21 protein-coding genes are annotated in these 22,646 nt (G+C 66.6%); 2 read left to right on the top strand and 19 right to left on the bottom strand.

Annotation, left to right across the window (positions count from 1 at the left end; translation table 11 throughout):
- Nucleotides 1-115 precede the first annotated feature (115 nt).
- The 18 genes from fabG to mutL all read right to left on the bottom strand — a co-directional run bounded on the left by fabG (nt 116) and on the right by mutL (nt 18,160).
- Nucleotides 116-856: a 3-oxoacyl-ACP reductase FabG gene (fabG, locus tag MARPU_RS07555; protein ID WP_005223712.1), complete on the bottom strand. Its 741-nt coding sequence runs from the start codon at nt 854-856 to the stop codon at nt 116-118.
- Entirely contained in the window at nt 849-1,793 is a 945-nt protein-coding gene (fabD, locus tag MARPU_RS07550) for an ACP S-malonyltransferase (protein ID WP_005223713.1), read from the bottom strand. Before fabD ends, fabG begins: the two co-directional genes overlap by 8 nt.
- 27 nt (nt 1,794-1,820) lie before the next feature.
- Nucleotides 1,821-2,777, bottom strand: coding sequence for a beta-ketoacyl-ACP synthase III (locus MARPU_RS07545; protein WP_005223714.1), 957 nt, complete (start codon nt 2,775-2,777; stop codon nt 1,821-1,823).
- A complete protein-coding gene (gene plsX / locus MARPU_RS07540) occupies nt 2,777-3,811 on the bottom strand; it encodes a phosphate acyltransferase PlsX (protein ID WP_005223715.1) in 1,035 nt (344 codons plus the stop codon). Before plsX ends, MARPU_RS07545 begins: the two co-directional genes overlap by 1 nt.
- A gap of 50 nt (nt 3,812-3,861) precedes the next feature.
- Nucleotides 3,862-4,038 carry a 50S ribosomal protein L32 gene (gene rpmF / locus MARPU_RS07535; RefSeq protein ID WP_005223716.1) on the bottom strand — a complete coding sequence of 59 codons (177 nt, stop codon included), beginning with the start codon at nt 4,036-4,038 and terminating at the stop codon, nt 3,862-3,864.
- A gap of 70 nt (nt 4,039-4,108) precedes the next feature.
- On the bottom strand, nt 4,109-4,678 hold the full coding sequence (locus MARPU_RS07530) for a YceD family protein (protein WP_005223717.1): 570 nt from the start codon (nt 4,676-4,678) through the stop codon (nt 4,109-4,111).
- Between the two features lie 49 nt (nt 4,679-4,727).
- Complete coding sequence (locus MARPU_RS07525; protein WP_005223718.1) at nt 4,728-5,864, bottom strand: sodium ion-translocating decarboxylase subunit beta; 1,137 nt, start codon at nt 5,862-5,864, stop codon at nt 4,728-4,730.
- Nucleotides 5,865-5,874: 10 nt separating this feature from the next.
- A complete protein-coding gene (oadA, locus tag MARPU_RS07520; protein ID WP_005223719.1) occupies nt 5,875-7,671 on the bottom strand; it encodes a sodium-extruding oxaloacetate decarboxylase subunit alpha in 1,797 nt (598 codons plus the stop codon).
- Between the two features lie 97 nt (nt 7,672-7,768).
- A complete protein-coding gene (locus MARPU_RS07515) occupies nt 7,769-8,032 on the bottom strand; it encodes an OadG family protein (protein WP_005223720.1) in 264 nt (87 codons plus the stop codon).
- Between the two features lie 11 nt (nt 8,033-8,043).
- A complete protein-coding gene (locus MARPU_RS07510) occupies nt 8,044-9,339 on the bottom strand; it encodes an adenylosuccinate synthase (RefSeq protein WP_005223721.1) in 1,296 nt (431 codons plus the stop codon).
- Nucleotides 9,340-9,351: 12 nt separating this feature from the next.
- A complete protein-coding gene (locus tag MARPU_RS07505; protein WP_005223722.1) occupies nt 9,352-10,545 on the bottom strand; it encodes an ATP phosphoribosyltransferase regulatory subunit in 1,194 nt (397 codons plus the stop codon).
- Between the two features lie 13 nt (nt 10,546-10,558).
- Nucleotides 10,559-10,741 (bottom strand): DUF2065 domain-containing protein, encoded by a 183-nt coding sequence (locus MARPU_RS07500; protein ID WP_005223723.1) that lies wholly within the window; start codon nt 10,739-10,741, stop codon nt 10,559-10,561.
- A 300-nt stretch (nt 10,742-11,041) separates the two neighbouring features.
- Complete coding sequence (hflC, locus tag MARPU_RS07495) at nt 11,042-11,929, bottom strand: protease modulator HflC (protein ID WP_005223724.1); 888 nt, start codon at nt 11,927-11,929, stop codon at nt 11,042-11,044.
- Entirely contained in the window at nt 11,929-13,092 is a 1,164-nt protein-coding gene (gene hflK / locus MARPU_RS07490) for an FtsH protease activity modulator HflK (RefSeq protein WP_005223725.1), read from the bottom strand. Before hflK ends, hflC begins: the two co-directional genes overlap by 1 nt.
- A 263-nt stretch (nt 13,093-13,355) precedes the next feature.
- A complete protein-coding gene (hflX, locus tag MARPU_RS07485; RefSeq protein WP_005223726.1) occupies nt 13,356-14,642 on the bottom strand; it encodes a ribosome rescue GTPase HflX in 1,287 nt (428 codons plus the stop codon).
- A gap of 32 nt (nt 14,643-14,674) precedes the next feature.
- Nucleotides 14,675-14,935 carry an RNA chaperone Hfq gene (gene hfq, locus MARPU_RS07480; protein ID WP_005223727.1) on the bottom strand — a complete coding sequence of 87 codons (261 nt, stop codon included), beginning with the start codon at nt 14,933-14,935 and terminating at the stop codon, nt 14,675-14,677.
- Nucleotides 14,936-15,193: 258 nt separating this feature from the next.
- Nucleotides 15,194-16,162: a tRNA (adenosine(37)-N6)-dimethylallyltransferase MiaA gene (gene miaA / locus MARPU_RS07475; RefSeq protein ID WP_005223728.1), complete on the bottom strand. Its 969-nt coding sequence runs from the start codon at nt 16,160-16,162 to the stop codon at nt 15,194-15,196.
- Between the two features lie 27 nt (nt 16,163-16,189).
- Nucleotides 16,190-18,160: a DNA mismatch repair endonuclease MutL gene (gene mutL / locus MARPU_RS07470; RefSeq protein ID WP_005223729.1), complete on the bottom strand. Its 1,971-nt coding sequence runs from the start codon at nt 18,158-18,160 to the stop codon at nt 16,190-16,192.
- A gap of 532 nt (nt 18,161-18,692) precedes the next feature.
- Between mutL and MARPU_RS07465 the strand changes: the two genes are divergently transcribed.
- On the top strand, nt 18,693-19,181 hold the full coding sequence (locus MARPU_RS07465) for a peptidylprolyl isomerase (protein ID WP_005223730.1): 489 nt from the start codon (nt 18,693-18,695) through the stop codon (nt 19,179-19,181).
- A 77-nt stretch (nt 19,182-19,258) separates the two neighbouring features.
- Entirely contained in the window at nt 19,259-19,996 is a 738-nt protein-coding gene (locus MARPU_RS07460) for a UDP-2,3-diacylglucosamine diphosphatase (RefSeq protein ID WP_005223731.1), read from the top strand.
- Here the strand turns inward: MARPU_RS07460 and MARPU_RS16615 are convergent.
- The gene (locus tag MARPU_RS16615) at nt 19,993-22,611 is read right to left on the bottom strand and encodes an ATP-binding protein (RefSeq protein WP_005223732.1); all 2,619 of its coding nucleotides are present in this window, start codon (nt 22,609-22,611) and stop codon (nt 19,993-19,995) included. The genes MARPU_RS07460 and MARPU_RS16615 overlap by 4 nt on opposite strands.
- Between the last annotated feature and the right edge of the window lie 35 nt (nt 22,612-22,646).

The raw sequence follows: 22,646 nt of genomic DNA, 5'->3' as shown, positions 1-22,646 counted from the left end.
TGAGCCAGCCCGTATTCTAGTGACAAACGAGGGTCGATGAAAGCCAATAAATAGCCTTAGGTAAAAACCCTAACTGATTGATATAAGTCATTTATATCAATCAATGAAAAGGTTTTCACGCCATGTGCATGCCACCGTTGACATGCAGCGTCTCGCCAGTGACATAGGCCCCGCCGGGAGAGGCGAGGAAGGTCACGGCAGCGGCGATCTCCTCGGGGGCACCGAGTCGACCGAGCGGGATGGAGCCGAGCAGCGCCTCGCGCTGGGCATCGGGCAACACCCGGGTCATGTCGGTGTCGATGAAACCCGGGGCGACACAGTTGACGGTGATGCCACGCGCGCCGACCTCGCGGGCGAGCGACTTGGTAAAGCCCATCATCCCAGCCTTGGCCGCGGCATAGTTGGTCTGACCGGCGTTACCGCTGGCACCCACCACCGAGGCGATGTTGATGATGCGGCCCTTGCGCGCCTTGGTCATCGGACGGAGGCAGGCCTTGACCAGACGATAGATCGAGGTGAGGTTGGTCTCGATGACCGAATCCCATTCGTCATCCTTCATCCGCATCAGCAGGTTGTCGCGGGTGATCCCGGCATTGTTGACCAGGATGCTGGGCGCACCGAGACGTTCGGTGAGCGTCGCCAGGGCGCTGCTGATCGACTCCGCATCGGAGACGTTGAGTACCAGACCGATGCCTTGATGGCCGGCGTCCTTGAACGCCTGCTCGATCGCCGCAGCGCCGGCTTCGCTGGTCGCGGTGCCGGCCACTGCTGCACCCTGCTCGGCCAGCGCCATGGCGATGGCACGACCGATTCCACGCGAGGCGCCCGTAACGAGCGCGATTTCACCCTTAAGCATTGGCAGTCGCCTCCAGTGCCGCATCGAGGGTCTTCGGGTCGAAGACCGGCAGCGTCGTCATGTTCCTGTCGATACGCTTGCAGAGTCCGGCCAGCACCTTGCCCGGGCCCGACTCGATGGCCGCCGGCACCCCGTCGCCGGCGATCTTGCGTACCGTCTCGACCCAGCGTACCGGGCGATAGAGCTGCCGCACCAGGAGATCGCGCAACTCGGCGACATCGCCTGCAGCGGCAACGTTGACGTTGTGCAGCACCGGCACCTGGGGCAGCGAGAGATCGAGTTCGGCGAGACGCTCGGCGAGCTGCTCGGCGGCCGGACGCATCAGCGCACAGTGCGAGGGCACGCTCACCGGCAGCTGGACCGCACGCTTGGCGCCGGCGGTCTTGGCCGCCTCGACCGCGCGCGCGACCGCAGCGCTGGCGCCAGCGATGACCACTTGTCCGGGGGAGTTGAAGTTGACCGCCTCGAGCACCTCGCCGCTGGCCTGCTCGGCACAGAGCGCAATCACGGTGTCGTCGTCGAGCCCGAGCAGCGCGGCCATCGAGCCTTCGCCCGGCGGCACCGCCGCCTGCATCAGCCGCCCACGCTCGGCGGCCAGGCGGACGCCGTCGGCAAAGCCCAGCGCCTCGGCAGCGACCAGGGCGCTGTATTCGCCCAGCGAGTGCCCGGCCATCACCGTGGCGGGAGCGCCACCGGCCTGACGCCACACCCGCCACACGGCGATACCGGCGGCGAGCATGGCGGGCTGGGTGTTCTCGGTGCGGTTGAGCGCGTCCTCTGGACCGCTGTTCACCAGTTGCCAGAGGTCCTGACCGAGGGCGTCAGAGGCCTCCTCGAAGGTCTGGCGAACGCTGGGATAGGTCGCGGCGAGGGCATCGAGCATGCCGAGCGCCTGCGACCCCTGACCGGGAAAGAAAACGGCGAGTTGTTGTGGCATCGCAATACAGGAAGATCAAGAGGGAAATCAGTAACGGACCAGGACCGAACCCCAGGTGAAACCGCCTCCGAAGGCCTCCATCAGCAGCGTCTCGCCACGACGGATACGCCCATCGCGTACCGCCTGATCGAGTGCCAGCGGAATGGAAGCCGAGGAGGTGTTGCCGTGTTCGGCAACGGTCACCACCACTCGCTCCATCGGCAGATCGAGCTTGCGTGCGGTCGCCTGGATGATGCGGATATTGGCCTGATGGGGAATCAGCCAGTCGATGTCCGACTTGGTGAGGCCTGCGGCCTCGAGGGTCTCCTCGACGATGCGCCCGAGGGTGGTGACGGCGATGCGGAACACCTCGTTGCCCTTCATCTGGACGAAGCGGGCGTCGGGGTGGCCGTTACCGATCCCACCGGGGACCTGCAGCAGGTCCTTGTAGGCGCCATCGGCGTGAAGATGGGTGGAAAGGATGCCAGGCTCGTCGGCGGCCTCGAGCACCACCGCACCCGCACCGTCACCGAACAGCACACAGGTGGTGCGGTCGTTCCAGTCGAGGATGCGCGAGAAGGTCTCGGCGCCGACCACCAGCGCGCGCTTGGCCGCGCCGGTGCGAATGAATTTGTCGGCCACGTCCATTGCATAGACGAAGCCGGCGCACACGGCCTGCAGATCGAAGGCCGGACAGCCGTGCACATCGAGCCGCCGCTGCAGCAGGGTCGCGGTGCTCGGGAAGAACTGATCGGGGGTCGTGGTCGCCACCAGGATCAGGTCGAGGTCGGAGGCGGTGATGCCGGCCGCCTCCAGCGCCCTGCGCGCGGCCTGCTCAGCCAGATCGCAACAGCACTCACCCTCGCTGACCAGGTGACGTTTTTCGATTCCCGTGCGTTCCCGGATCCAGGAGTCCGAGGTATCGACGACAGCCTCGAGATCTGCGTTGGTCATGACGCGGGCCGGCAGATAGCTCCCGGTCCCGAGAATGCGGGAATACTTCATCAGGCGGTTTCCCTGTACTGTCCACTGCCCTCGAGCTGACGCCCGACCTGTTCGCCGATCCGCTTGGGGATATCCTCGCGGATCTCCTTCTCGGCGATGTAGATCGCGTTCTCGAAGGCGAATGCGTCGGCGCCACCATGGCTCTTGACCACGATGCCGCGCAGACCGAGCAGGCTGGCACCGTTGTAGCGACGTGGATCGATGTCACCGCTGAAGCGCTTGAGGATCGGCATCGCCGCCAGTCCGGCGAGCTGGGTGAACCAGTTGCGCTTGAACTGCTTACGCAGCGAATGACGCACGAACTTGGCCACGCCCTCGCTCGACTTGAGCGCAACGTTGCCGATGAAACCATCGCAGACGACCACGTCGACGTCATCGAGATAGATGCCGTCACCCTCGACATAGCCAACGTAGTTGAGGCTACTGTTGAGCAACAGCTCGTGAGCCTGCTTGACCTGCTCGTTGCCCTTGATCTCTTCCTGGCCGATGTTGAGCAGCGCCACCTTGGGGCGGTCGATGCCATCGACCACGCTCGCCAGCTCGCTGCCCATGACGGCGAACTGGAACAGGTGAGCGCCGGAGCAATCGACATTGGCCCCGAGATCGAGCATGTGGGTATGGCCGTGCAGCGAGGGCACCGTGGTGCTGATCGCCGGCCGATCGATACTCGGCAGGGTCTTGAGGACGAAGCGCGCGGTCGCCATCAGTGCCCCGGTGTTGCCGGCACTGACACAGGCGTCGGCCTCGCCGTCGCGAACCAGGTCGATGGCCACGCGCATCGACGAGTCTTTTTTGTTGCGCAGCGCCCGCGACGGCAGTTCGTCCATCGCCACCTCCTGGGAGGTGTGATGGATACGCAGACGCTCACGACTGGCCTTGCCGATACAGGCGTCGAGCCGCTGCTCGTCACCGACCAGGATCAGGTTGGCGTGGGGGTTGTCCGCGAGGTACTTGAGCGCCGCCGGGATCACCACGCTCGGCCCGTGATCGCCACCCATGGCGTCCAGGGCAATGGTACAAGGCTGTGCCTTCATTGCTCGACTCATGCGTCGCGACCCCGATGATCCGAAACGAACTCGACGGATCACTCAGACTTGTCCACAACCTTGCGGCCGCGATAGAAACCGTCGGCCGAGACGTGATGACGACGATGGGTCTCGCCGCTCGAGGGCTCGACCGAGAGCGTCGGCTTGCTCAGGGCGTCGTGGGAGCGACGCATGCCGCGCTTGGAAGGGGTCTTGCGATTCTGCTGAACTGCCATTGTTATCTCCAGGTACGGATCTGACGCCTCGTTGGCACGAGACGTCGCGTTGATCGAAATTGCGAAACCATCAGCCCTCGTCGTCGCGCCCGCGCGACTTCAGACTCGCCAGAATCGCGAACGGGTTGTCCCGCTCCGGCGGCGTCTCCAACAACGGCTCGGACTCGGCCAGCGAGGCATCGGTAGAAACCGGCGCCTCACACTCACCGGGCGCATGACGCGGCACCGCCGGGATCGCGAGCAGCAGCTCGTCCTCGATCCAGTCAAGCGGCTGCACCGGCTCGTCGTCTTCGACCAGCACCGGGTCGAGTGTCTCGTCGAGCTGCTCGGCCTGCTGCTCGCTGCGCACCAGCGCCAACCTCAAGGGCGCGCTCACCGCAACGGCGACCTCGCCGAGACAGCGCTGACAGGGCAGCCGCAACACCGCATCGACGTCCCCGAAGACACGCACGCGCCCCCGGGGATCACGCTCGAAGGCGAGACGGTAACAGACCTCGGCCTGGCCCTGCGCAAGCGGGGCGAGACCGAGGACGGCTTCGGCAAGCCTCGGCAGCCGCGCAAGCTCGATCGTGCCGGTGAAGACACGCGCGGCCTGCGCGGCACGCCATGGGTCCAGTCGCTCAGGTAACGACGCTGACATAAGCTAATCAAATTAACCCAGTTTTGCCGATTTCGTCAACTTCAACGAATCAACCACCGCCCACCAACGCGAGCAGGATACCGGCGGCCACCGCCGAGCCGATAACACCGGCCACGTTCGGTCCCATCGCATGCATCAGCAGGAAGTTGTGATGATCCGACTCGAGACCGACCTTGTTGACCACGCGGGCGGCCATCGGCACCGCCGAGACGCCGGCGGCGCCGATCAGCGGATTGACCTTGCCACCGGTGACCTTGCACATGACCTTGCCCATGATCACGCCGGTGGCGGTACCGATGCAGAAGGCCAGCGCGCCGAGCAACAGGATGCCGAGCGTCTGCACGTTGAGGAACATCTCAGCCGAGAGCTTGGAGCCGACGGCCAGGCCCAACATGATGGTGACCACGTTGATGATCTCGTTCTGCGCGGCGCGACTGAGGCGATCGACCACACCCGATTCACGCAGCAGGTTACCGAACATCAGCATGCCCATCAGCGGCGCGGCCGAGGGCAGCAGGGTCACGCACAGCACCAGCACCGCGAACGGGAAGAGGATGCGCTCGAGCTTGGAGACGTGACGCAGCTGCTCCATCTTGATCTGACGCTCGGACTCGCTGGTCAGCGCGCGCATGATCGGCGGCTGGATCAGCGGCACCAGGGCCATGTAGGAGTAAGCCGCCACGGCGATGGCGCCGAGCAGATCGGGCGAGAGGCGCGAGGCGAGGAAGATCGCCGTCGGACCGTCGGCGCCACCGATGATCGCGATCGAGGCGGCATCGGCCATGCTGAAGTCGAACCCGGGGATCAGGTTCAGCGTCAGCGCCCCGAGCAGGGTGGCGAAGATGCCGAACTGCGCCGCAGCACCCAACAGCAGGGTCGAAGGCCGCGCGATCAGCGCGCCGAAATCGGTCAGCGCGCCAACCCCCATGAAGATCAGCAGCGGGAAGATCCCGGTCTCGATGCCGACATGGTAGATCATGCCGACCATGCCGTCGGGACCACCGATCCCGGCCACCGGCGTGTTACAGAGGATGGCACCGAAGCCGATCGGCAGCAGCAGCAGCGGCTCGAACTTCTTGGCGATCGCCAGATAGATCAGCAGACCGCCGACGCCGATCATCAGCGCTTGGCCCCAGGTGAAATTGGCCAGTCCGGTGGACTGCCACAGTAGCAACAACTTTTCCATGGATCCGCGCTCAGCTCAGGGTCAGCAGGGCCTGACCGACCTGCACCGCATCACCCTCGGAGGCGCAGACCGCAGCCACGGTACCACCCTCGGGCGAGCGGACCTCGGTCTCCATCTTCATCGCCTCGAGAATCATTACCACGTCGCCAGAGGTGATCTGGTCGCCCGGCTTGACCAACACCTTAAACACAGTACCAGCCAGCGGCGCGGGAACCTCGCTCGCAGCACCCGCAGCGGGCGCCGGCGCAGCAGCCGGGGCGGCACCTGCCGCCGGGGCAATCATCTCGACCGCGCCCTCGGGCGAGACCCGGACGTTGTAAGCGTGACCATCGACCTCGACGCGATAGGCCTCGGCCATCGCGGTAGCGGCTGCGGCAGGCGCGGCCTTGTCGGCGGCGGCCGGTGCCTCGGTCCAGGGTGCCGGCTCGAAGGCCGAGGGGTTGTCGCGGTTCTCGATGAACTTGAGCCCGACCTGAGGGAAGAGCGCGTAGGTGAGCACATCGTCGACCACCGCCTCGGCGAGGTTCAGCGAACGCTCCTCGGCGATCTCCTGGAGCTGCGCGGTCAGCGACTCCATCTCCGGGGCGAGGTTGTCAGCCGGGCGGCAGGTGATCGGGCTCTGGCCCTCTTCCAGCACGCGCTGCTGCAGCTCGCTGTCGACCGGAGCCGGCGTCGCGCCGTATTCACCACGCAGCACACCGGCGGTCTCGGCGGTGATGCTCTTGTAGCGCTCACCCATCAGCACGTTGAGCACGGCCTGGCTGCCGACGATCTGCGAAGTTGGAGTGACCAGCGGGATAAAACCGAGGTCCTCGCGCACCTTGGGGATCTCGACCAGCACCTCGTCGAGGCGATCGCTCGCACCCTGCTCGCGCAGCTGGTTTTCCATGTTGGTGAGCATGCCACCGGGCACCTGGGCGACCAGGATGCGCGAGTCGACGCCCTTGAGCGCGCCCTCGAACTTAGCGTACTTCTTGCGCACGTCACGGAAGTAGGCGGCGATCTCCTCGAGCAGGTTGAGGTCCAGCCCGGTGGCGCGATCGCCGTCCTCGAAGATGGCGACCACCGACTCGGTCGGCGAGTGGCCGTAGGTCATGCTCATCGAGGAGACGGCGGAATCGACCATGTCGATGCCGGCCTCGACCGCCTTGACGATGGTGCTGGTACTCATGCCGGTGGTGGCATGGCTCTGCATCGCGATCGGAATCGAGCAGCTCTCCTTGAGGCGAGTGACCAGCTGCTCGGCGACATAGGGCTTGAGCAGGCCGGCCATGTCCTTGATGCAGATCGAGTGGCACCCCATATCCTCGAGACGGCGCCCCATGTCGACCCAGTAGTCGAGGTCGTGTACCGGGCTCACGGTGTAGGACATGGTGCCCTGAGCGTGCTTGTCGGTGGCGAGAACGGCCTTGATTGCAGCCTCGAGGTTGCGCAGGTCGTTCATCGCGTCGAACACGCGGAAGACATCGATACCGTTGGTCGCGGCACGCTCGACGAAGGACTCGACCACATCATCGGCGTAATGCCGATAACCGAGCAGGTTCTGGCCGCGCAGCAGCATCTGCTGCGGAGTATTCGGCATCGCCGCCTTGAGCTGACGCAGACGGTCCCACGGGTCCTCGCCCAGGTAACGGATGCAGGCGTCGAAGGTCGCCCCGCCCCAGCTTTCCATGGACCAGTAGCCCACCTGATCGAGCTTGGGCGCGATCGGCAGCATGTCTTCAAGACGCAGCCGAGTAGCGAGCAGGGACTGATGGGCGTCGCGCAGGACGACCTCGGTGATACCGAGCGGCTTGGGATCGTTCATGGTGAAGGTTCGATTTCGAAGTTCGCGATCAGGGGCGCCGCCGGTCAGGCGGGTACACCCCCCGACGACGCCTCGGTTACAGACGGACCCCTGGGTGTCAGGTCCGACGTCGCTTCCGGTACTGGACGACGGCAGCGGTGATCGCCGCAGTCAGGCGACGGTCGGTGACGGCGCCAGCACCTTGAGGGAAGGCGGGCCGCGCCTCGGGCGCGGTCTCCTCGGGCGCCCAGCGGCGCACGGCGGCGGCCACCAGGCGGAGCACGCCGATGAGCAGGATCAGAAAGGCGACCACGATGGTCATCCCGACGCCCATCAGCTGAAGGCCTTCGAGGAAGAGTTCGGAAAAGGAGATTTCGGTCATGACGATAGCCCTCAGACGTCAAACGGATGACGTCGGATCAGGGTCTGCACGCGATCAGGACCCGTCGAGACCAGGTCGACCGGCAGACCGCTGAGCTGTTCAATGGTTTCGATATAGCGTCGCGCGTTCTCGGGCAACGCCTCGTAGCTCTCGGCACCCACGGTCGAGTCACTCCAACCGGGTAGATCGAGATAGCGCGGGGTGCAACGAGCCATCGCCTCGCTGCCCACCGGCGGCGTCTCGAGCAGCTCGCCGTCGAGTTCGTAGCCGGTGCAGATCCGCACCCGCTCCATGCCATCGAGCACGTCGAGCTTGGTGATGCAGATACCGGTGACGCTGTTGATCGCGAAGGAGCGCTTGAGCGCGACCATGTCGAGCCAGCCACAGCGACGCTTGCGCCCGGTGGTGGCGCCGAACTCCGCGCCCTTCACCCCGAGGTGGTTGCCGTCGTCGTCGAACAGCTCCGAGGGGAAGGGGCCGGCGCCGACCCGGGTGGTATAGGCCTTGACGATACCGAGCACATAGTCGAGATCGCGCGGCCCTACCCCACTGCCACTGGCGGCACCGCCGGCGGTGGTGGTCGAGGAGGTGACGAAGGGATAGGTGCCGTGATCGATGTCGAGCAGCGCGCCCTGCGCGCCCTCGAACAGCACATCCTCGTTCCGCGCCCGCATCTGATGCAGCAGCCCGGGAACGTCGACGATCAGCGGACGCAGCTCCTCGGCATGGGCCAGGGCCTCGTCACGGATCGGCGCGAGTTCGAGCGGAGAGAGCTTGTAGTAGTGCTCGAGGACGAAGTTGTGATAGTCGAGCACCTCGCCGAGACGCGCCTCGAAGTGGCTCGCATCGAGCAGCTCACCGAGACGGATGCCGCGCCGCGCGGTCTTGTCCTCGTAGGCCGGCCCGATTCCGCGTCCGGTGGTGCCGATGGCGTTGTTGCCCCGCGCCCGCTCGCGCGCCTGATCGAGCGCGACGTGGTAGGGCAGGATCAGCGGACAGGCGGCACTGATGCCGAGACGCTCGCGCACCGGCACGCCGGCCTGCTCGAGCATCGCCATCTCCTCGAGCAGCGCCTGCGGCGAGAGCACCACGCCGTTGCCGATCAGGCAGCGCACACCTTCGCGCAACACGCCCGAGGGGATCAGATGCAGGACGGTCTTGGCCCCGTCGATCACCAGCGTGTGACCGGCGTTGTGTCCACCCTGGAAACGCACCACGGCGCCAGCGCGATCGGTCAGCAGGTCGACGACCTTGCCCTTACCCTCGTCGCCCCACTGGGTGCCTATTACAACGACGTTGTTGCCCATCTAGACTCTTTCCTACTCCGCATCGATAGCTTGTAATTCCCACTGCCCTTCGCGCCGCGCCAGGATCTGACTGCAGCCGAGTTGGCGTGGATCCTGTTCGACCCCGGGCAGTGCCTCGACCACCCGTCGCCCCGCGGCGCGCAGCCGCTCGATCTCGGCGCGCAGCGCCGGATCGGGATCGGCCGGCGCGAGCACCGGCGCGTCAACGCGATAGCGTTGCTCGAGCCCGCGCCCATGGCGCAGCAGCTCCTTGAGATCGGCGCTGAAACCGACTGCCGGGCGGGCCCGGCCGAACACCCGACCGATGTCGTCATAGCGTCCGCCACGCGCGACCTCGAGCCCCCAGCCGGGGACGAAGGCCGCGAACACCGCACCGGTCTTGTAGCGATAACCGCGCAACTCGGCGAGGTCATAATGGACCCCGACCTCGGGCAGCCAGCGCTGCAGCCCCTCGGCGATGCGCCGCAGATCATCGAGCGCCACCTGCACCGGACGGTCGGCGCGACTCAGCACCTGCTCGGCGCGTACCAGCGCGTCGGCGCCATTGAGTTCGGCGAGTGCGACCAGCATGTCAGCCGCCGCACCGTGGACACCGAAGCCGCCGATCAGCTGCTCGACCTCGGGCACCGCCTTGCGCTGGAGCGCATCGAACAGCGCATGCTCCTGTACCGCATCCAGCCCGGCCTGACGGGCCAGCCCGCGGAAGATGCCGACATGACCGAGATCGAGATAGCTCTCCTCGATCCCCGCCGCACGCAGCGTGAGCATGATCAGACGCAGGATCTCGATGTCGCTCTCGACCCCGCCGTGCCCGTAGATCTCGGCCCCGAGCTGGAGCGGACTGCGCGTTCCACCGAAGCCGTCGTCGCGGGTGCGCAGCACGGTGCCGAGATAGCACAGGCGCTGCGGCACATCACGACGCAGATGATGGGCATCCATGCGTGCGACCTGCGGAGTCATGTCGGACCGCACCCCGAGCAACCGCCCGGAGACCTGGTCGGTGAGCTTGAAGGTCTGCAGGTCGAGGTCCTGACCGGTGCCGGTCAGCAGCGAGTCGAGATAATCGATGAACGGCGGGATGACCAAGTCGTATCCCCAGCCGGCATAGAGATCCAGCAACTCGCGACGCAGCCCCTCGATGACCTGGGCCTGGGGCGGGAGCACTTCTTCGATTCCGGCTGGCAACAGCCACCGTTCCTCATTCATTGCGCACTAAAACTCAGTTCACCAGATAGAGCAGCCCGAGCCCGACGATCATGCTCGTCAACCCGGTCAAACGCAGCGCCCGATCCTGTTCGGCCGCTATCAGCAACAAGGCGCGCCTGAAGCTTCGCGGCGAGAGAAACGGCCAGATCCCCTCGACCACCAGCATCAGCGCCAGCGCGATCAGCAGCTCGTTCACGACCAGACGTCCTCGACCGGGGCTCGATCACGCGAACGCAACCGGGCCGGTACCCTTTCAAAAGGCGCCCATCTTTCCAGACGCAAGGGCATTTGTCCATCGTCGGGACATCGAAAAACACCCCACGAACAGACAAAAAAACGCAAATTCAGCGCAAAAGCAGCATTTTGTCAACAAAATGCATGCCTTTGACCGAGGAGCAAAAGAGTCACTGAAACGTGGACGAAACGTCCGACAGAGGTCTCGGGCGGGGGAATACGGCCCCGAAGCGGGGCCGCATCCTGCAACGGAGCGTGGGAATCAGCGGCCGATGGCCTCGACCGGGGCCTGTTGCTGACGGAAGAAGCGGAAGAACTCGGAGTCGGGCTCGAGCACCATCACGTCACCGCCGTTGCCGAAGGCCTGGCGATAGGAGCCGAGACTCCGGTAGAAGGCGTAGAACTCGGGGTCCTGGCTATAGGCGCTGGCATAGACCTCGGCGGCACGCGCATCGCCCTCACCACGGATCTCCTCCGACTGACGATAGGCATCGGCGGTGATCACGGTACGCTGACGATCGGCATCGGCGCGAATCCGCTCGGCGGCCTCAGAGCCCTTGGCCCGCAGGTCACGCGCCACCCGCTCACGTTCGGCACGCATGCGCTGATAGACCGACTCACTGACCTCGGGCGGCAGGTCGATCTTCTTCACCCGCACGTCGACGATTTCGACACCGAGGTCCTCGGTGTTGGCGTTGACCTCCTTGGTGAGGATCTGCATCAGCTCCAGACGGTCGTCAGAGACCACCTCCTGGATGGTGCGCTTACCGAACTCGTCGCGCAGGCTGGTGTTGATCCGCTCCGAGAGCAGCCGGCTGGTCCGCGCGCTGCTGCCACCGGTGGAGCGGAAGAACTGCGCCGCGTTGGAGATCCGCCACTTGGCGTAGGAGTCGACGATCACGTCCTTCTTCTCGATGGTGAGAAAACGCTCGGGGCGCGAGTCGAGGGTCTGGATGCGACGGTCGAAGATCTCGATGGAGTTGATCAAGGGCAGCTTGAAGTGCAGCCCGGGGCCGTACTGGTCGGAGACGATCTCACCGAGTCGCAGCTTGATCGCCACCTCGTACTGCTTGACCACGAAGGTACAGCTGTAGACGAGGAGCGCGAGCACCGCGACGCCGATCGGCAGCAGGGTCCTGTACTGATTCATCAACGCGTCCTCCGCTCACGGTCCACGATGCGCTGGGGCATGGCATCGCTCGCCCCGCTGGCGCTCGCCGGCGTCGCCGCGACCGGCGCCGACGCTGCCGGGCCACTCTGGACCGGCGTTGCTGATTGCTTGAGCATCTGATCGATGGGCAGGTACATCAGGCTGTTGCCGCCGTCCTCGACATCGAGCAGCACCTTGGCGTTCCCGCCGAGCACCTGCTCCATGGTCTCGAGATAGAGACGCTCACGCGTCACCTCGGGGGCCTTCTGATACTCGGTGAGGATGGCATCGAAGCGGGCCGCCTCACCCTCGGACTCGGCGATCACCTTGTCGCGATAGGCGCGGGCATCGGCGATGATGCGCGCGGCCTCACCACGGGCACGCGGCAGCACCTCGTTGGCATAGGCCTCAGCCTGGTTCTCGATGCGCTCCTTGTCCTCGCGCGCCTTGATGGCGTCGTCGAAGGCGGCCTTGACCTGCTCCGGCGGCTTGGCCGGCTGCATGTTGACCGTGGTCACCTCGAGGCCGGTCTTGTACTGATCCATCAGTGCCTGGATGCGCTCCTTGATGGTCACCGCCACCGCGCTACGACCCTCGGTCATCACGTAGTCGAGCTTGCTGCCACCGATGGTCACGCGTACCACGGTCACCGTGGCGTCACGCAGAGTCTTCTCGGGATTCTGGTCCTGGAACAGATAGTTCGCCGCATCCTGGATGCGCGACTGCACCGTCAGCTCGACATCGACGATATTCTCGTCCTGGGTGAGCATCGAGGCCTTGTGACTGAAGGTGGCGATCTCATCGACATTAACCTTGGTCACCGACTCGATCGGTGCAGGGATGTGCCAGTGCGGCCCCGGACCGGTGGTCTCGGTGAGCTTGCCGAAGCGGGTCTCGACACCGCGTTCGGCCGGCCCGACGATATAGATGCCGGTGGCCAGCCAGATCACCACCAGCACGGCCACCGCCACGCCGATCAGGCGCAGACTGAGGTCGCGCCCGGGACCGCCGCTCGGACCGCCCTGCCCGCCGCCCTTGCCACCGAAGAGCCCACCCAGGCGCTCCTGGAGCTTGCGTACCACCTCGTCGAGATCGGGCGGCCCCTGGTCGCCGCCACCACTCCAAGGGTCTTTGTTACCGCCACCTGGCTCGTTCCAGGCCATAGCTTCTCCGTCTGTACTGGTTGGTTGGGGAGTCGTCCCGGATTGCCCTGTCGGGGGTTGACGATCCGGCCACTGCAAACAGGGCGTCACGACAAGTCCGATGGCAGGTGAATATTGCGTAGAACAATGCCGACGTACGAGGCCGATATCAAGCGATATCGCATGATGAGGTCACGCGGACACGCATCCCTGATGCCCCAGATCGAAGGTGTCATTCTAAGATGGCGCGGCGGAGTGGGGCAAACGCCCCACCCCAATGAAACTCAGGGCTCGACACAGGCGGCCAGTCGCGCGTCGCGCGCTCGCAACCGCTCCAGATCGGCCCGCGCGATGCTGAAGGCCATCTCCCAACCGCCGCTCTCGAGCGGCGTGTCGGCGAGTATCTGCGCATGGGCGAAGAGCAGCGCCCGCACCCGCCCATCGGCCGGTTCGAGACGGACCCGACACTCGACGCGCTGACCACCGACACGCTCGGCGATCGCCTGCAGCAACAGCTCGATCCCCTCGCCCTCGCGCGCTGAGATCCACACCCGCACCGGCACGCCCTCGGCATCGCGCTCGAGACGCGGCGCGCCCTCCTCGAGCCGATCGATCTTGTTGAACACCTCCAAGCGCGGGATCTCGCTGCAACCGATCTCCTCGAGCACCTGCTCGACATCGGTGATCAGTCGCGAGCGCTGCGTGGCTGCGGCATCGATCACGTGCAGCAGCAACGCGGCGTTGCGCGCCTCTTCCAGCGTCGAGCGAAAGGCCGCCACCAGCTCGTGCGGCAGATCGCTGACGAACCCCACGGTATCGGCCAGCAGTGCCCGCTCGCCGGTCGGCAACTCCAATCGACGCAGCGTCGGATCGAGGGTGGCGAACAGCTGATCGGCCTGGAACACCCCGGCCTCGGTCAAGCGATTGAACAGCGTCGACTTACCGGCATTGGTGTAACCGACCAGCGAGACCACCGAGAGTTCGGCCTTGGCCCGCGCCTTGCGCCCCTGGGCGCGCTGCCCCTCGATCTTGCCGAGCCGGCGCTCGAGCATCGCCACGCGCTTGCCGAGCAACCGGCGATCGGTCTCGAGCTGGGTCTCGCCCGGACCGCGCAGCCCGATGCCACCCTTCTGGCGTTCGAGATGGGTCCAGCCGCGCACCAGTCGGGTCGAGAGGTGGCGCAGCTGCGCCAGCTCCACCTGCAGCTTGCCCTCGAAGGAACGCGCGCGCTGGGCGAAGATATCGAGGATCAGCCCGGAGCGATCGAGCACCCGGCACTGCACCAGGCGCTCGAGGTTGCGCTCCTGAGCCGGCGAGAGCGGATGATCGACGATCACCAGGTCGGCGGTGCAGGCGGCGACCAGGTCCTTGAGTTCCTCGGCCTTGCCGCTGCCGAGGAAGTAGCGCGGATCGGGCGCGGCGCGACTCCCCCCCAGGGTCGCCAGCACCTCGGCGCCGGCGGCCTCGGCGAGCAGCGCGAATTCTTCGCGCTGCTCGGCATCGACCCGCTCGCCGCCGAGATCGATCTGTACCAGCACCGCCCGCTCACCGACATCGGGACGCTCAAACACGTCGCGCCCCCACCAATCGTTGCGCGCACGACTCAGGCATCGTCGGACTTGTCCTCACCCTTCGGCGACTCATCGCTCGGCGGCAGCTTGACGTTGCGCGCCGGCACCACCGTCGAGATCGCATGCTTGTAGATCATCTGACTGACGTTGTTCTTGAGCAGCACGACGAACTGATCGAAGGACTCGATCTGCCCCTGCAGCTTGATACCGTTGACCAGGAACACCGAGACCGGCACGCGCTCCTTGCGCAGGGTGTTCAGGAAGGGGTCTTGCAGGCTATGGCCCTTTGCCATGTGTTGAGTCTCCTTGTTGTCGTTTGTTCGGTCGGCATCCGGATGTGACCGTGGCCGGACAGGCGCTCCGGGGCAGTGCTTCCCCCCATCCCGGATCACCTCCTCTCGCCACGCTCGCCATGACCGCAGCACCCATCAACGGGTTGCGGACTGGTGACGGACACCGGCCTGATTTGGAGCAGGCCCCCAGCGCGGGGACTTGACTGAGCATGCCTCGCTGGCGACACCGCGGCAAGGACCAGCAACACCGGCCACGACTCATCGGCCACCGCCCGCGCCACCGATACCAGCCGCCGCGAGCGCCGCCAGCGCCTGACCACAGGGATCCGGGTGATCATCGATCCAATGACAGTCGGGCTCGGCGCGCAGCCAGGTGAGCTGACGCTTGGCGAGCTGTCTGGAGGCATAGATACCGCGCTGCACCAGCTCATCACGGTCGTACTCGCCGTGAAGATATTTCAACACCTGGCGATAGCCCACGCAGCGCATCGAGGGCAGCTCCGGGTGCAGGTCGCCGCGCGCCCACAGCCGCTCGACCTCGGCCACCAGCCCCTGATCGAGCATGTCGCAAAAGCGCTGTTCGATGCGCCGATGCAGTAGCGCGCGATCGCCCGGCGCGCGCACCAGCTTCACCCAGCGATAGGGTGGCTCGGCGCGAGCGCGGGCCTCGGCGATCAGCGTACTCATCGGGCGCCCGGCCAGGGTGTGGACCTCGAGCGCGCGCTGGATGCGCTGCGGGTCATTGGGGTGGATCTGCGCCGCGCTCACCGGATCGACCTCGACGAGCCGCTCGTGCATCGCCTGCCAGCCGAGACGCGCCGCCTCCGCATCGAGCGCGGCGCGCACCGCCGCATCGGCCCCCGGCAGCTCGGCCAGACCGCGCAACAGACCGCGCACATAGAGCATGGTTCCACCGACCAGCAAGGGGATCCGCCCCCGCGCGCTGATCTCGGCCATCGCCGCCAGGGCATCGGCGCGGAACTGTGCGGTCGAATAGGACTCGCTCGGGTCGAGGATGTCGATGAGCCGGTGCGGAGCCTCGGCCAGCACCTCGGGGCCGGGCTTGGCGGTACCGATGTCCATGCCGCGATAGACCATCGCCGAGTCGACGCTGATGATCTCGCACGGCAGCCGACGCACCAGCTCGACGGCGAGATCGGTCTTGCCGGCAGCAGTCGGGCCGAGCAACAGGATGGCCCACGGCCGTGGGTCGGCGGAATCGATCATGACGGGGAGATCCTCTCGGGGTGCGGCTCAGCGGCCGCGCTCGAACAGTCGGTCGAGCTGATCGTGGGTCATCTTCACCCAGGTAGGACGGCCGTGGTTGCACTGATCGATACGCTCGACCTGCTCCATCTCGCGCAGCAATGCATTCATCTCTTCGATGGTGAGCCGCCGGTTGGCGCGCACCGCGCCGTGACAGGCCATGGTCGCGAGCACCGCGTCGATCGCCGCATCGAGCCGCCGACTGCGCCCGTGCTCGGTGAGATCGGCGAGCAGGTCGCGCACCAGCGGCGCGATCTCGGCCTGACGCAGCAGCGCCGGGACCTCGCGGATCACCAGGGTCTCGGCGCCGAGCGGCTCGATCACCAGCCCCAGCCGAGCGAGGGTCTCGCGCTGCGTCTCCAGCAACTCGACCTCGGCGCGACTGACCTGGAGGGTGACCGGCAACAACAGCGGTTGGGAGACGATACGCCCGCGCGCCCAGGCCTGCTTGAGCCGCTCATAGCCGATGCGCTCGTGGGCGGCATGGATATCGACCACGATCAGCCCGTCGCGCGCCTGGGCGAGCAGGAAGACGCCGTTGACCTGTCCCAGGGCGAAGCCGAGCGGCGGCGCATCGGTCGCCTCGGCCTCTTCCTGGCGCTGCGCGGGCCGCGCCCCGCCAACCTCGGGCAACGGCTTGGCCGGGGCGGCGGTCGCTGGCGAGGACGACAGCTCTCCCCCACCATCCCGTGCCGCTGGCGTCGGGTGCTGGAAGGCCAGATCGGCCTGATAGCGGGCCGGACGCTCGGCGACCCGGCCCGCTGGGGCGACGGGACTCCGCTCACCAGCGACAGCGGCTCGCGCGCCGGTGCCGACGCGTCTGGCCTGCCCGCCCGAGGTGGCAAGCGCCGGCGTCAGCGGCACGGCCGATGATGCGCACGCGGAGGCGGCGGCAATCGTCGCGGGTGCAATCGTCCCGGTCTCGGGCGTCCGCTCTCCGAGCACGCCGTCGGCGAGCCGGCGCTGCAGACTGCTGAAGAGGAAGTCGTGAACCTGACGACTCTCGCGGAAGCGCACCTCATGCTTGGCGGGATGGACATTGACGTCGACCTGACGCGCCGGCAGTTCGAGAAACAGCACGAAGGCCGGATGACGGGCATGGTGGAGCACATCGCTGAAGGCCTGGCGCACCGCGTGTGCCACCAGCTTGTCGCGCACCATGCGGCCGTTGACGTAGAAGTACTGCTGATCGGCCTGGCTGCGCGAGAAGGCCGGTGGCAACACCCAACCGTGCAGGCGTAACCCGACGGCCTCGGCCGCCACCGTCAGCGCCTGCTCGGCAAAGGACTGGCCGAGCAGCTGAGCGAGACGGGCGCGCTCACGTGCCGTCTCGCCACCGGCCGGGGCCAGATCGAACACCTGACGGCCATTGTGGCGCAGCACCAGGCCGACCTCGGGACAGGCCAGGGCGATGCGCCGCACCACCTGCTCGAGATGGCCGAACTCGGTGCGCTCGGTGCGCAGGAACTTGCGCCGCGCCGGGGTGTTGAAGAACAGCTCGCGCACCTCGACCGAGGTGCCGGGCGGGTGCGCGGCCGGTTGCGGCGACTCGAGCGTGCCATCGGGACCGACCCCGATACTCCAGGCCGGGGTGTCTTCGGGCGCCTCACGGGGACGCGAGGTCAGCGTCAGCCGGCTGACCGAGGCAATACTCGGCAGCGCCTCGCCACGGAAACCGAGCGTAATGATGCCGTCGAGATCCTCGAGTGCGGCGATCTTGCTGGTGGCATGCGCCGAGAGCGCCAGGCCCAACTCATCGCGCGGGATACCGCAACCGTCGTCACGCACCCGCAACCGCTTCACCCCGCCCTGCTCGACCTCGATCTCGATACGCTCGGCACCAGCGTCGAGGCTGTTCTCGATCAGCTCCTTGGCGATCGAGGCCGGGCGCTCGACGACCTCGCCGGCGGCGATCTGATTGACGAGATGGGGCGGGAGGGTACGGATCGGGGAAACCATCGCGCAGATGGAACCAGATCGACGCCCCCACGGCAAGGGCCAGCCGTGATCAGCGATCCGCTGATTGAACCGCAAGGCCGCAAAGTGCGCGACGGAGACAAGAGCCTCCAGCGGTCAGCCTCCTGTCGCCACCGGCGCACGCACCCTCGACAGCAGCACGGCTCGCCATCAGCCAGCTCCCCTCTCCTTGGCACCCGTGTTCGTGAGCAGGCCGCCACTGGCGGTTGGTCGCTGACAACTTGAACCGCTTCGCGTTCGTTATGGCCTTGCCGTTCGATCCTCCTGGCGGCGGGCTTACCTTTCGCGTATCAAGCAAAGCCCTTACCATGTAACATCTGCGACCCGTGTGACCATCGGACGGCCCTTGTGCCGACTGTGGTCGAGGTCCGGTCGAAGGGGGCAGACCATACACGCCGAAGGGCAGTCCGCCCCGGTGGTACGCCCCAGTGCCGAAGTCTATAAACGCCGTCGCCCTCGCGGGCGACCCGCTGTCCATCCCGTCCGTGAGGACGGGTCTCTCGCGGAGACATCCATGATCAAACTCACCACCAATCACGGCGACATCCTGATCGAACTCGACACCGAGCAGGCGCCCAAGACCTGCGCCAACTTCGAGCAGTACGTGCGCGACGGTCACTACGACGGCACCCTCTTCCACCGCGTGATCGACGGCTTCATGATCCAGGGCGGCGGCATGAACACCGACTTCACCGCCAAACCGACCCGCCGCCCGATCGAGAACGAGGCCAACAACGGGCTGAAGAACCTCGCCGGCACCCTCGCCATGGCCCGCACCATGGAGCCGCACTCGGCCACCGCGCAGTTCTTCATCAATGTCGCCGACAACGGCTTCCTCGACTATCCCGGTCAGGACGGCTGGGGTTATTGCGTGTTCGGCCGCGTGGTCGAGGGTATGGAGACCGTCAACGCGATCAAGGGCGTGAGCACCGGCAGCCGTAACGGCCACCAGGACGTCCCCGTCGAGGACGTCGTCATCGAGCGCGCCGAGATCGTCGACTAGCGCGCCATCGAGCTTCCCGGCCGCCCGCCCCGTCCCCGGCGCGGGCGGCCCCATCCCTTTCGATGCGACCCGACCCCATGGGCGAAACCCTTTTCGTCTCCGACGTTCATCTCTCACCACGACGCCCCGAGCTGACCCGATTGTTTCTCGGTCTGCTGGCCGGGCGGGCGCGCCGCGCCGAACGTCTTTACATCCTCGGCGACCTGTTCGACGCCTGGATCGGCGACGATGACGACGAACCGCTCCACCGGGAGATCGCCGCCGCGCTCGCCGCACTCACCACCGCCGGCACCCGCTGCTTCATCCAGCACGGCAACCGCGACTTCCTCATCGGTCGACGCTTTGCCCGCACCGGCGGCTGTCGGCTGATCCCCGATCCTCACCCGATCACCCTCGACGGCGAACGCGTCCTCCTGATGCACGGCGATCTACTCTGTACCGACGATCTCGCCTATCAGCGCTTTCGTCGGCGCGTGCGCAACCCGCTGGTACGGCGGCTGTTTCTGTGGCGCTCGCTGGCCTGGCGCAAGGCGCTGGCGGCCGACTATCGTCGGCGCAGCACGGCGGCCAACGCCGACAAGAGCGCCACGATCATGGATGTCACCGAGACGACGGTGGCGCGCTATCTGCGCCGTCATCGCGCCACCCGACTGATCCACGGTCACACCCACCGTCCCGCCGACCACCGACTGACGCTCGCCGGTCGCCCCGCCCTGCGCATGGTGCTCGCCGACTGGAACGAGCACGGCGGCGAGCTGCTGGTCCACCGCCCCGGCGGCGGCTTCCATCGCGAGCCGCTGCGCCCTGCCGGCTAGCGCGACAGCGCCCGCGCGATCGCCGCAGCCAGCTCGTCCCAGGTCACCGGCTTGAGCAGCACCTCGGCGATGCGCAGCCGCACCAGATCGGCCTGCTTGATGGCGCAACCATCGCCGGTGAGCATCAGCACCGCAACCCCGGTGTCGTTGCGACGGATCCGGCGCACCAGCTCCAGGCCGCTCATTCCCGGCATCATCTGATCGCTGATCAGCAGCTCAAACTCACCCTCGCCCTGCTCGAAGCGAGTCAACGCGGTGGCGGCATCGGCACAGGCCTCGACCCGCGCGCCGGCGCCGACCAGGGTCTCCTTGAGGTGGTGCAGGATCACCGGCTCGTCCTCGACCAGCAACACCCGCAGCCCCTCGATGTCGACCGGCTCGGCGCACTCCACGCTCGTCGGCTCGGGCGAGGGCTGGGGATCGGCCTCGGCGCTCGGCGGCAGCAGGATATCGAAGCACGCACCACCACCGGGCGCGGTACCGATCAGTACGTGTCCGCCATAGGTGCGCATGATCCCGGAGACTACCGCCAGCCCCATGCCGGCGCCCTCACCGAGCCGCTTGGTGGTGAAGAAGGGCTCGAAGATCTGATCGCGAACACCGGGGGCGATACCCGGCCCCGAGTCGCTGACCCGGATACAGGCCCAGCCGCCCCGGACCTGCTCGTGACAGATCGCGCACTCGGCCTGTTCGAGCTGGCGCAGCCTCACCCCCACCGAGATCCGCCCTACCCCCTGCATGGCATCGCGGGCGTTGATACAGAGATTCATCAACAGCTGCTGGAGATGGATCGGGTCGACGGTCACCGTCGGTGAGCGCGCCGGCCACTCGGTGACGATCTCCAGCGTCGCCGGCAGCACCGAGCGCAGCATCGACAGGATCTCGCGCAACCTTGGCACCAGCGGCAGCGGGCGCGCCGACTCCGAGCGCTCACCACGCGAGCACACCAGCAACTGACGCACCAACGCACGGGCACCGTTGACCGCAGCCATGACCTGTTCGAGCTGGGCATCGAGCCGCGGCTCGTGGGTGCCGAACTGACGCCGCGCCAGCTCCGCCACCCACTGGATGCTGGCCAGAGTGTTGTTGAAATCGTGAGCGATACCGCTGGTGAGCTGGCCGATCGTCTCGAGCTTCTGCGCCTGCTGCAGGGCACGCTGCAAACGCGCACGCTCGGTCTCGGCGTGCTTGCGCTCGGAGATGTCGCGGATCACCGTGACGATGTACTCCTCGCCCTCGGTGCTGGCGTGATGGGCATTGACCTCGACCTCGAAAGAACGCCCGTCGGCCAGCTGGCCATCGAGTTCGAAGGTCAGCCGACCGTCGCGTCGCACCCGTTCGAGCACGCGCGTCCAGCGCGCCGTCGAGTCCAGCGCCCCGCCGAGATCGGTGACGCGCCGCTCGAGAATCTCCGGCGCCGAGCGACCGACGAAGTCGCAAAAGGTCTGGTTGGCGTCGAGATAGCGGGCGGTGTGCGGATCGACCACCGCGATCATGTCGGTCGAGCAGTCGAGCAGATGACGGAAACGCCGCAGCGAGCGCTCCGACTCGCGGTTGCGCTGGCGCTGACGCTCGCGCACGAAGATCGTGATCGCCCCCAGCAGCACGCAGAGAAAGAGCACCAGCGGCAGGGTGGCGAGCAGCGCATGGCGATAGATCCGCCAGTTGGCGCGCTCGCGAACCACCAGCCAGGGTACGCCGTCGAGTCGGACACTGTGCACCCGTGCGCTGTCGAACATCCTGGTGACACCCTGATAGGCACGCGCCAGGGCGAGCAGCGCCGGGCGCGAGTCGGCGAGCGAGGCGGGATAGCCGCCCGCCTCCGGCCCGGCGGCGGCGATCACCCGACCGGTCATGTCGACGACATAGACTCGATCGCCCGAGCCTTGCTCGAGACCGAGATAGGCGCCGATCCCATCAAGCGTGAGATCGAAGCCGACGATGCCGTGGAAGCAGCCCCCGGCATAGACGGGCGCACCGAAGGTGACCATCGGGCCACGCCCGGCGGCATCGAGATAGACCTCGGAGACATAGGGCCGGCGATGCGGATTGCGCGCCGGCAATCCCTTGGCGTAAAGCTCGAAGTCGTGGATCGCCTTCGACATGAACAGCTGCTCGAACGGCAGGTAAGGATAGAGCGACATGAAGCCGCGCGCCGAGATGTAATAGACCCAGGGTGTCTCGGGATAGGCGCGGCGTACCCAGCGAAAGGTCGGCTCGAGCGCCATCGCCATCGCCAGCTCACGGCGCAGCGCCGGGTCGTCCTCGAGCGGCCCCTCGCCGGTGAGATTGAGACGCTCATCGGGGCGCGTCGGTGGCGCCAGCCCGACCAGCCCATAGCCGTCCTGACCGGGGACCGGCCCGAGCAACCGCAATCGCTCGAGCGCGCGCGAACCGGGATCGGCCAGCCCCGCCTCGGCGGCGGTGCGCAGCGCATCGGCGGTCTCCAGCGCACGATGGGTCACCGCACCGAGCAACAGCACCAGACGCTCGCTGCGATGCTCAAAGCGCGCCACCTCCCCGCGGATGGCCACCAGGCCGTGGAGAACGACTCCTCCGATCAACGCCGCGAGGATCGCCAGCCGGACCAGCAGCGTGCGTAACCGCATCGGCATCAACGCACCCCACGCGGCGATAATGGCCGGCCGAT

The sequence above is a fragment of the Marichromatium purpuratum 984 genome, assembly GCF_000224005.2.
In the GTDB taxonomy this organism is placed as follows: Bacteria; Pseudomonadota; Gammaproteobacteria; order Chromatiales; family Chromatiaceae; genus Marichromatium; species Marichromatium purpuratum.
Note: the sequence above shows the minus strand (reverse complement) of the source record. Positions and strands in the feature narration are given on the sequence as shown.

What these genes read in the sequence shown, in the direction of transcription:
- fabG (WP_005223712.1), bottom strand. Translation starts at nt 856, where the DNA reads ATGCTTAAGGGTGAAATCGCGCTCGTTACGGGCGCCTCGCGTGGAATC.
- fabD (WP_005223713.1), bottom strand. Translation starts at nt 1,793, where the DNA reads ATGCCACAACAACTCGCCGTTTTCTTTCCCGGTCAGGGGTCGCAGGCG.
- MARPU_RS07545 (WP_005223714.1), bottom strand. Translation starts at nt 2,777, where the DNA reads ATGAAGTATTCCCGCATTCTCGGGACCGGGAGCTATCTGCCGGCCCGC.
- plsX (WP_005223715.1), bottom strand. Translation starts at nt 3,811, where the DNA reads ATGAAGGCACAGCCTTGTACCATTGCCCTGGACGCCATGGGTGGCGAT.
- rpmF (WP_005223716.1), bottom strand. Translation starts at nt 4,038, where the DNA reads ATGGCAGTTCAGCAGAATCGCAAGACCCCTTCCAAGCGCGGCATGCGT.
- MARPU_RS07530 (WP_005223717.1), bottom strand. Translation starts at nt 4,678, where the DNA reads ATGTCAGCGTCGTTACCTGAGCGACTGGACCCATGGCGTGCCGCGCAG.
- MARPU_RS07525 (WP_005223718.1), bottom strand. Translation starts at nt 5,864, where the DNA reads ATGGAAAAGTTGTTGCTACTGTGGCAGTCCACCGGACTGGCCAATTTC.
- oadA (WP_005223719.1), bottom strand. Translation starts at nt 7,671, where the DNA reads ATGAACGATCCCAAGCCGCTCGGTATCACCGAGGTCGTCCTGCGCGAC.
- MARPU_RS07515 (WP_005223720.1), bottom strand. Translation starts at nt 8,032, where the DNA reads ATGACCGAAATCTCCTTTTCCGAACTCTTCCTCGAAGGCCTTCAGCTG.
- MARPU_RS07510 (WP_005223721.1), bottom strand. Translation starts at nt 9,339, where the DNA reads ATGGGCAACAACGTCGTTGTAATAGGCACCCAGTGGGGCGACGAGGGT.
- MARPU_RS07505 (WP_005223722.1), bottom strand. Translation starts at nt 10,545, where the DNA reads ATGAATGAGGAACGGTGGCTGTTGCCAGCCGGAATCGAAGAAGTGCTC.
- hflC (WP_005223724.1), bottom strand. Translation starts at nt 11,929, where the DNA reads ATGAATCAGTACAGGACCCTGCTGCCGATCGGCGTCGCGGTGCTCGCG.
- hflK (WP_005223725.1), bottom strand. Translation starts at nt 13,092, where the DNA reads ATGGCCTGGAACGAGCCAGGTGGCGGTAACAAAGACCCTTGGAGTGGT.
- hfq (WP_005223727.1), bottom strand. Translation starts at nt 14,935, where the DNA reads ATGGCAAAGGGCCATAGCCTGCAAGACCCCTTCCTGAACACCCTGCGC.
- miaA (WP_005223728.1), bottom strand. Translation starts at nt 16,162, where the DNA reads ATGATCGATTCCGCCGACCCACGGCCGTGGGCCATCCTGTTGCTCGGC.
- mutL (WP_005223729.1), bottom strand. Translation starts at nt 18,160, where the DNA reads ATGGTTTCCCCGATCCGTACCCTCCCGCCCCATCTCGTCAATCAGATC.
- MARPU_RS07465 (WP_005223730.1), top strand. Translation starts at nt 18,693, where the DNA reads ATGATCAAACTCACCACCAATCACGGCGACATCCTGATCGAACTCGAC.
- MARPU_RS07460 (WP_005223731.1), top strand. Translation starts at nt 19,259, where the DNA reads ATGGGCGAAACCCTTTTCGTCTCCGACGTTCATCTCTCACCACGACGC.
- MARPU_RS16615 (WP_005223732.1), bottom strand. Translation starts at nt 22,611, where the DNA reads ATGCCGATGCGGTTACGCACGCTGCTGGTCCGGCTGGCGATCCTCGCG.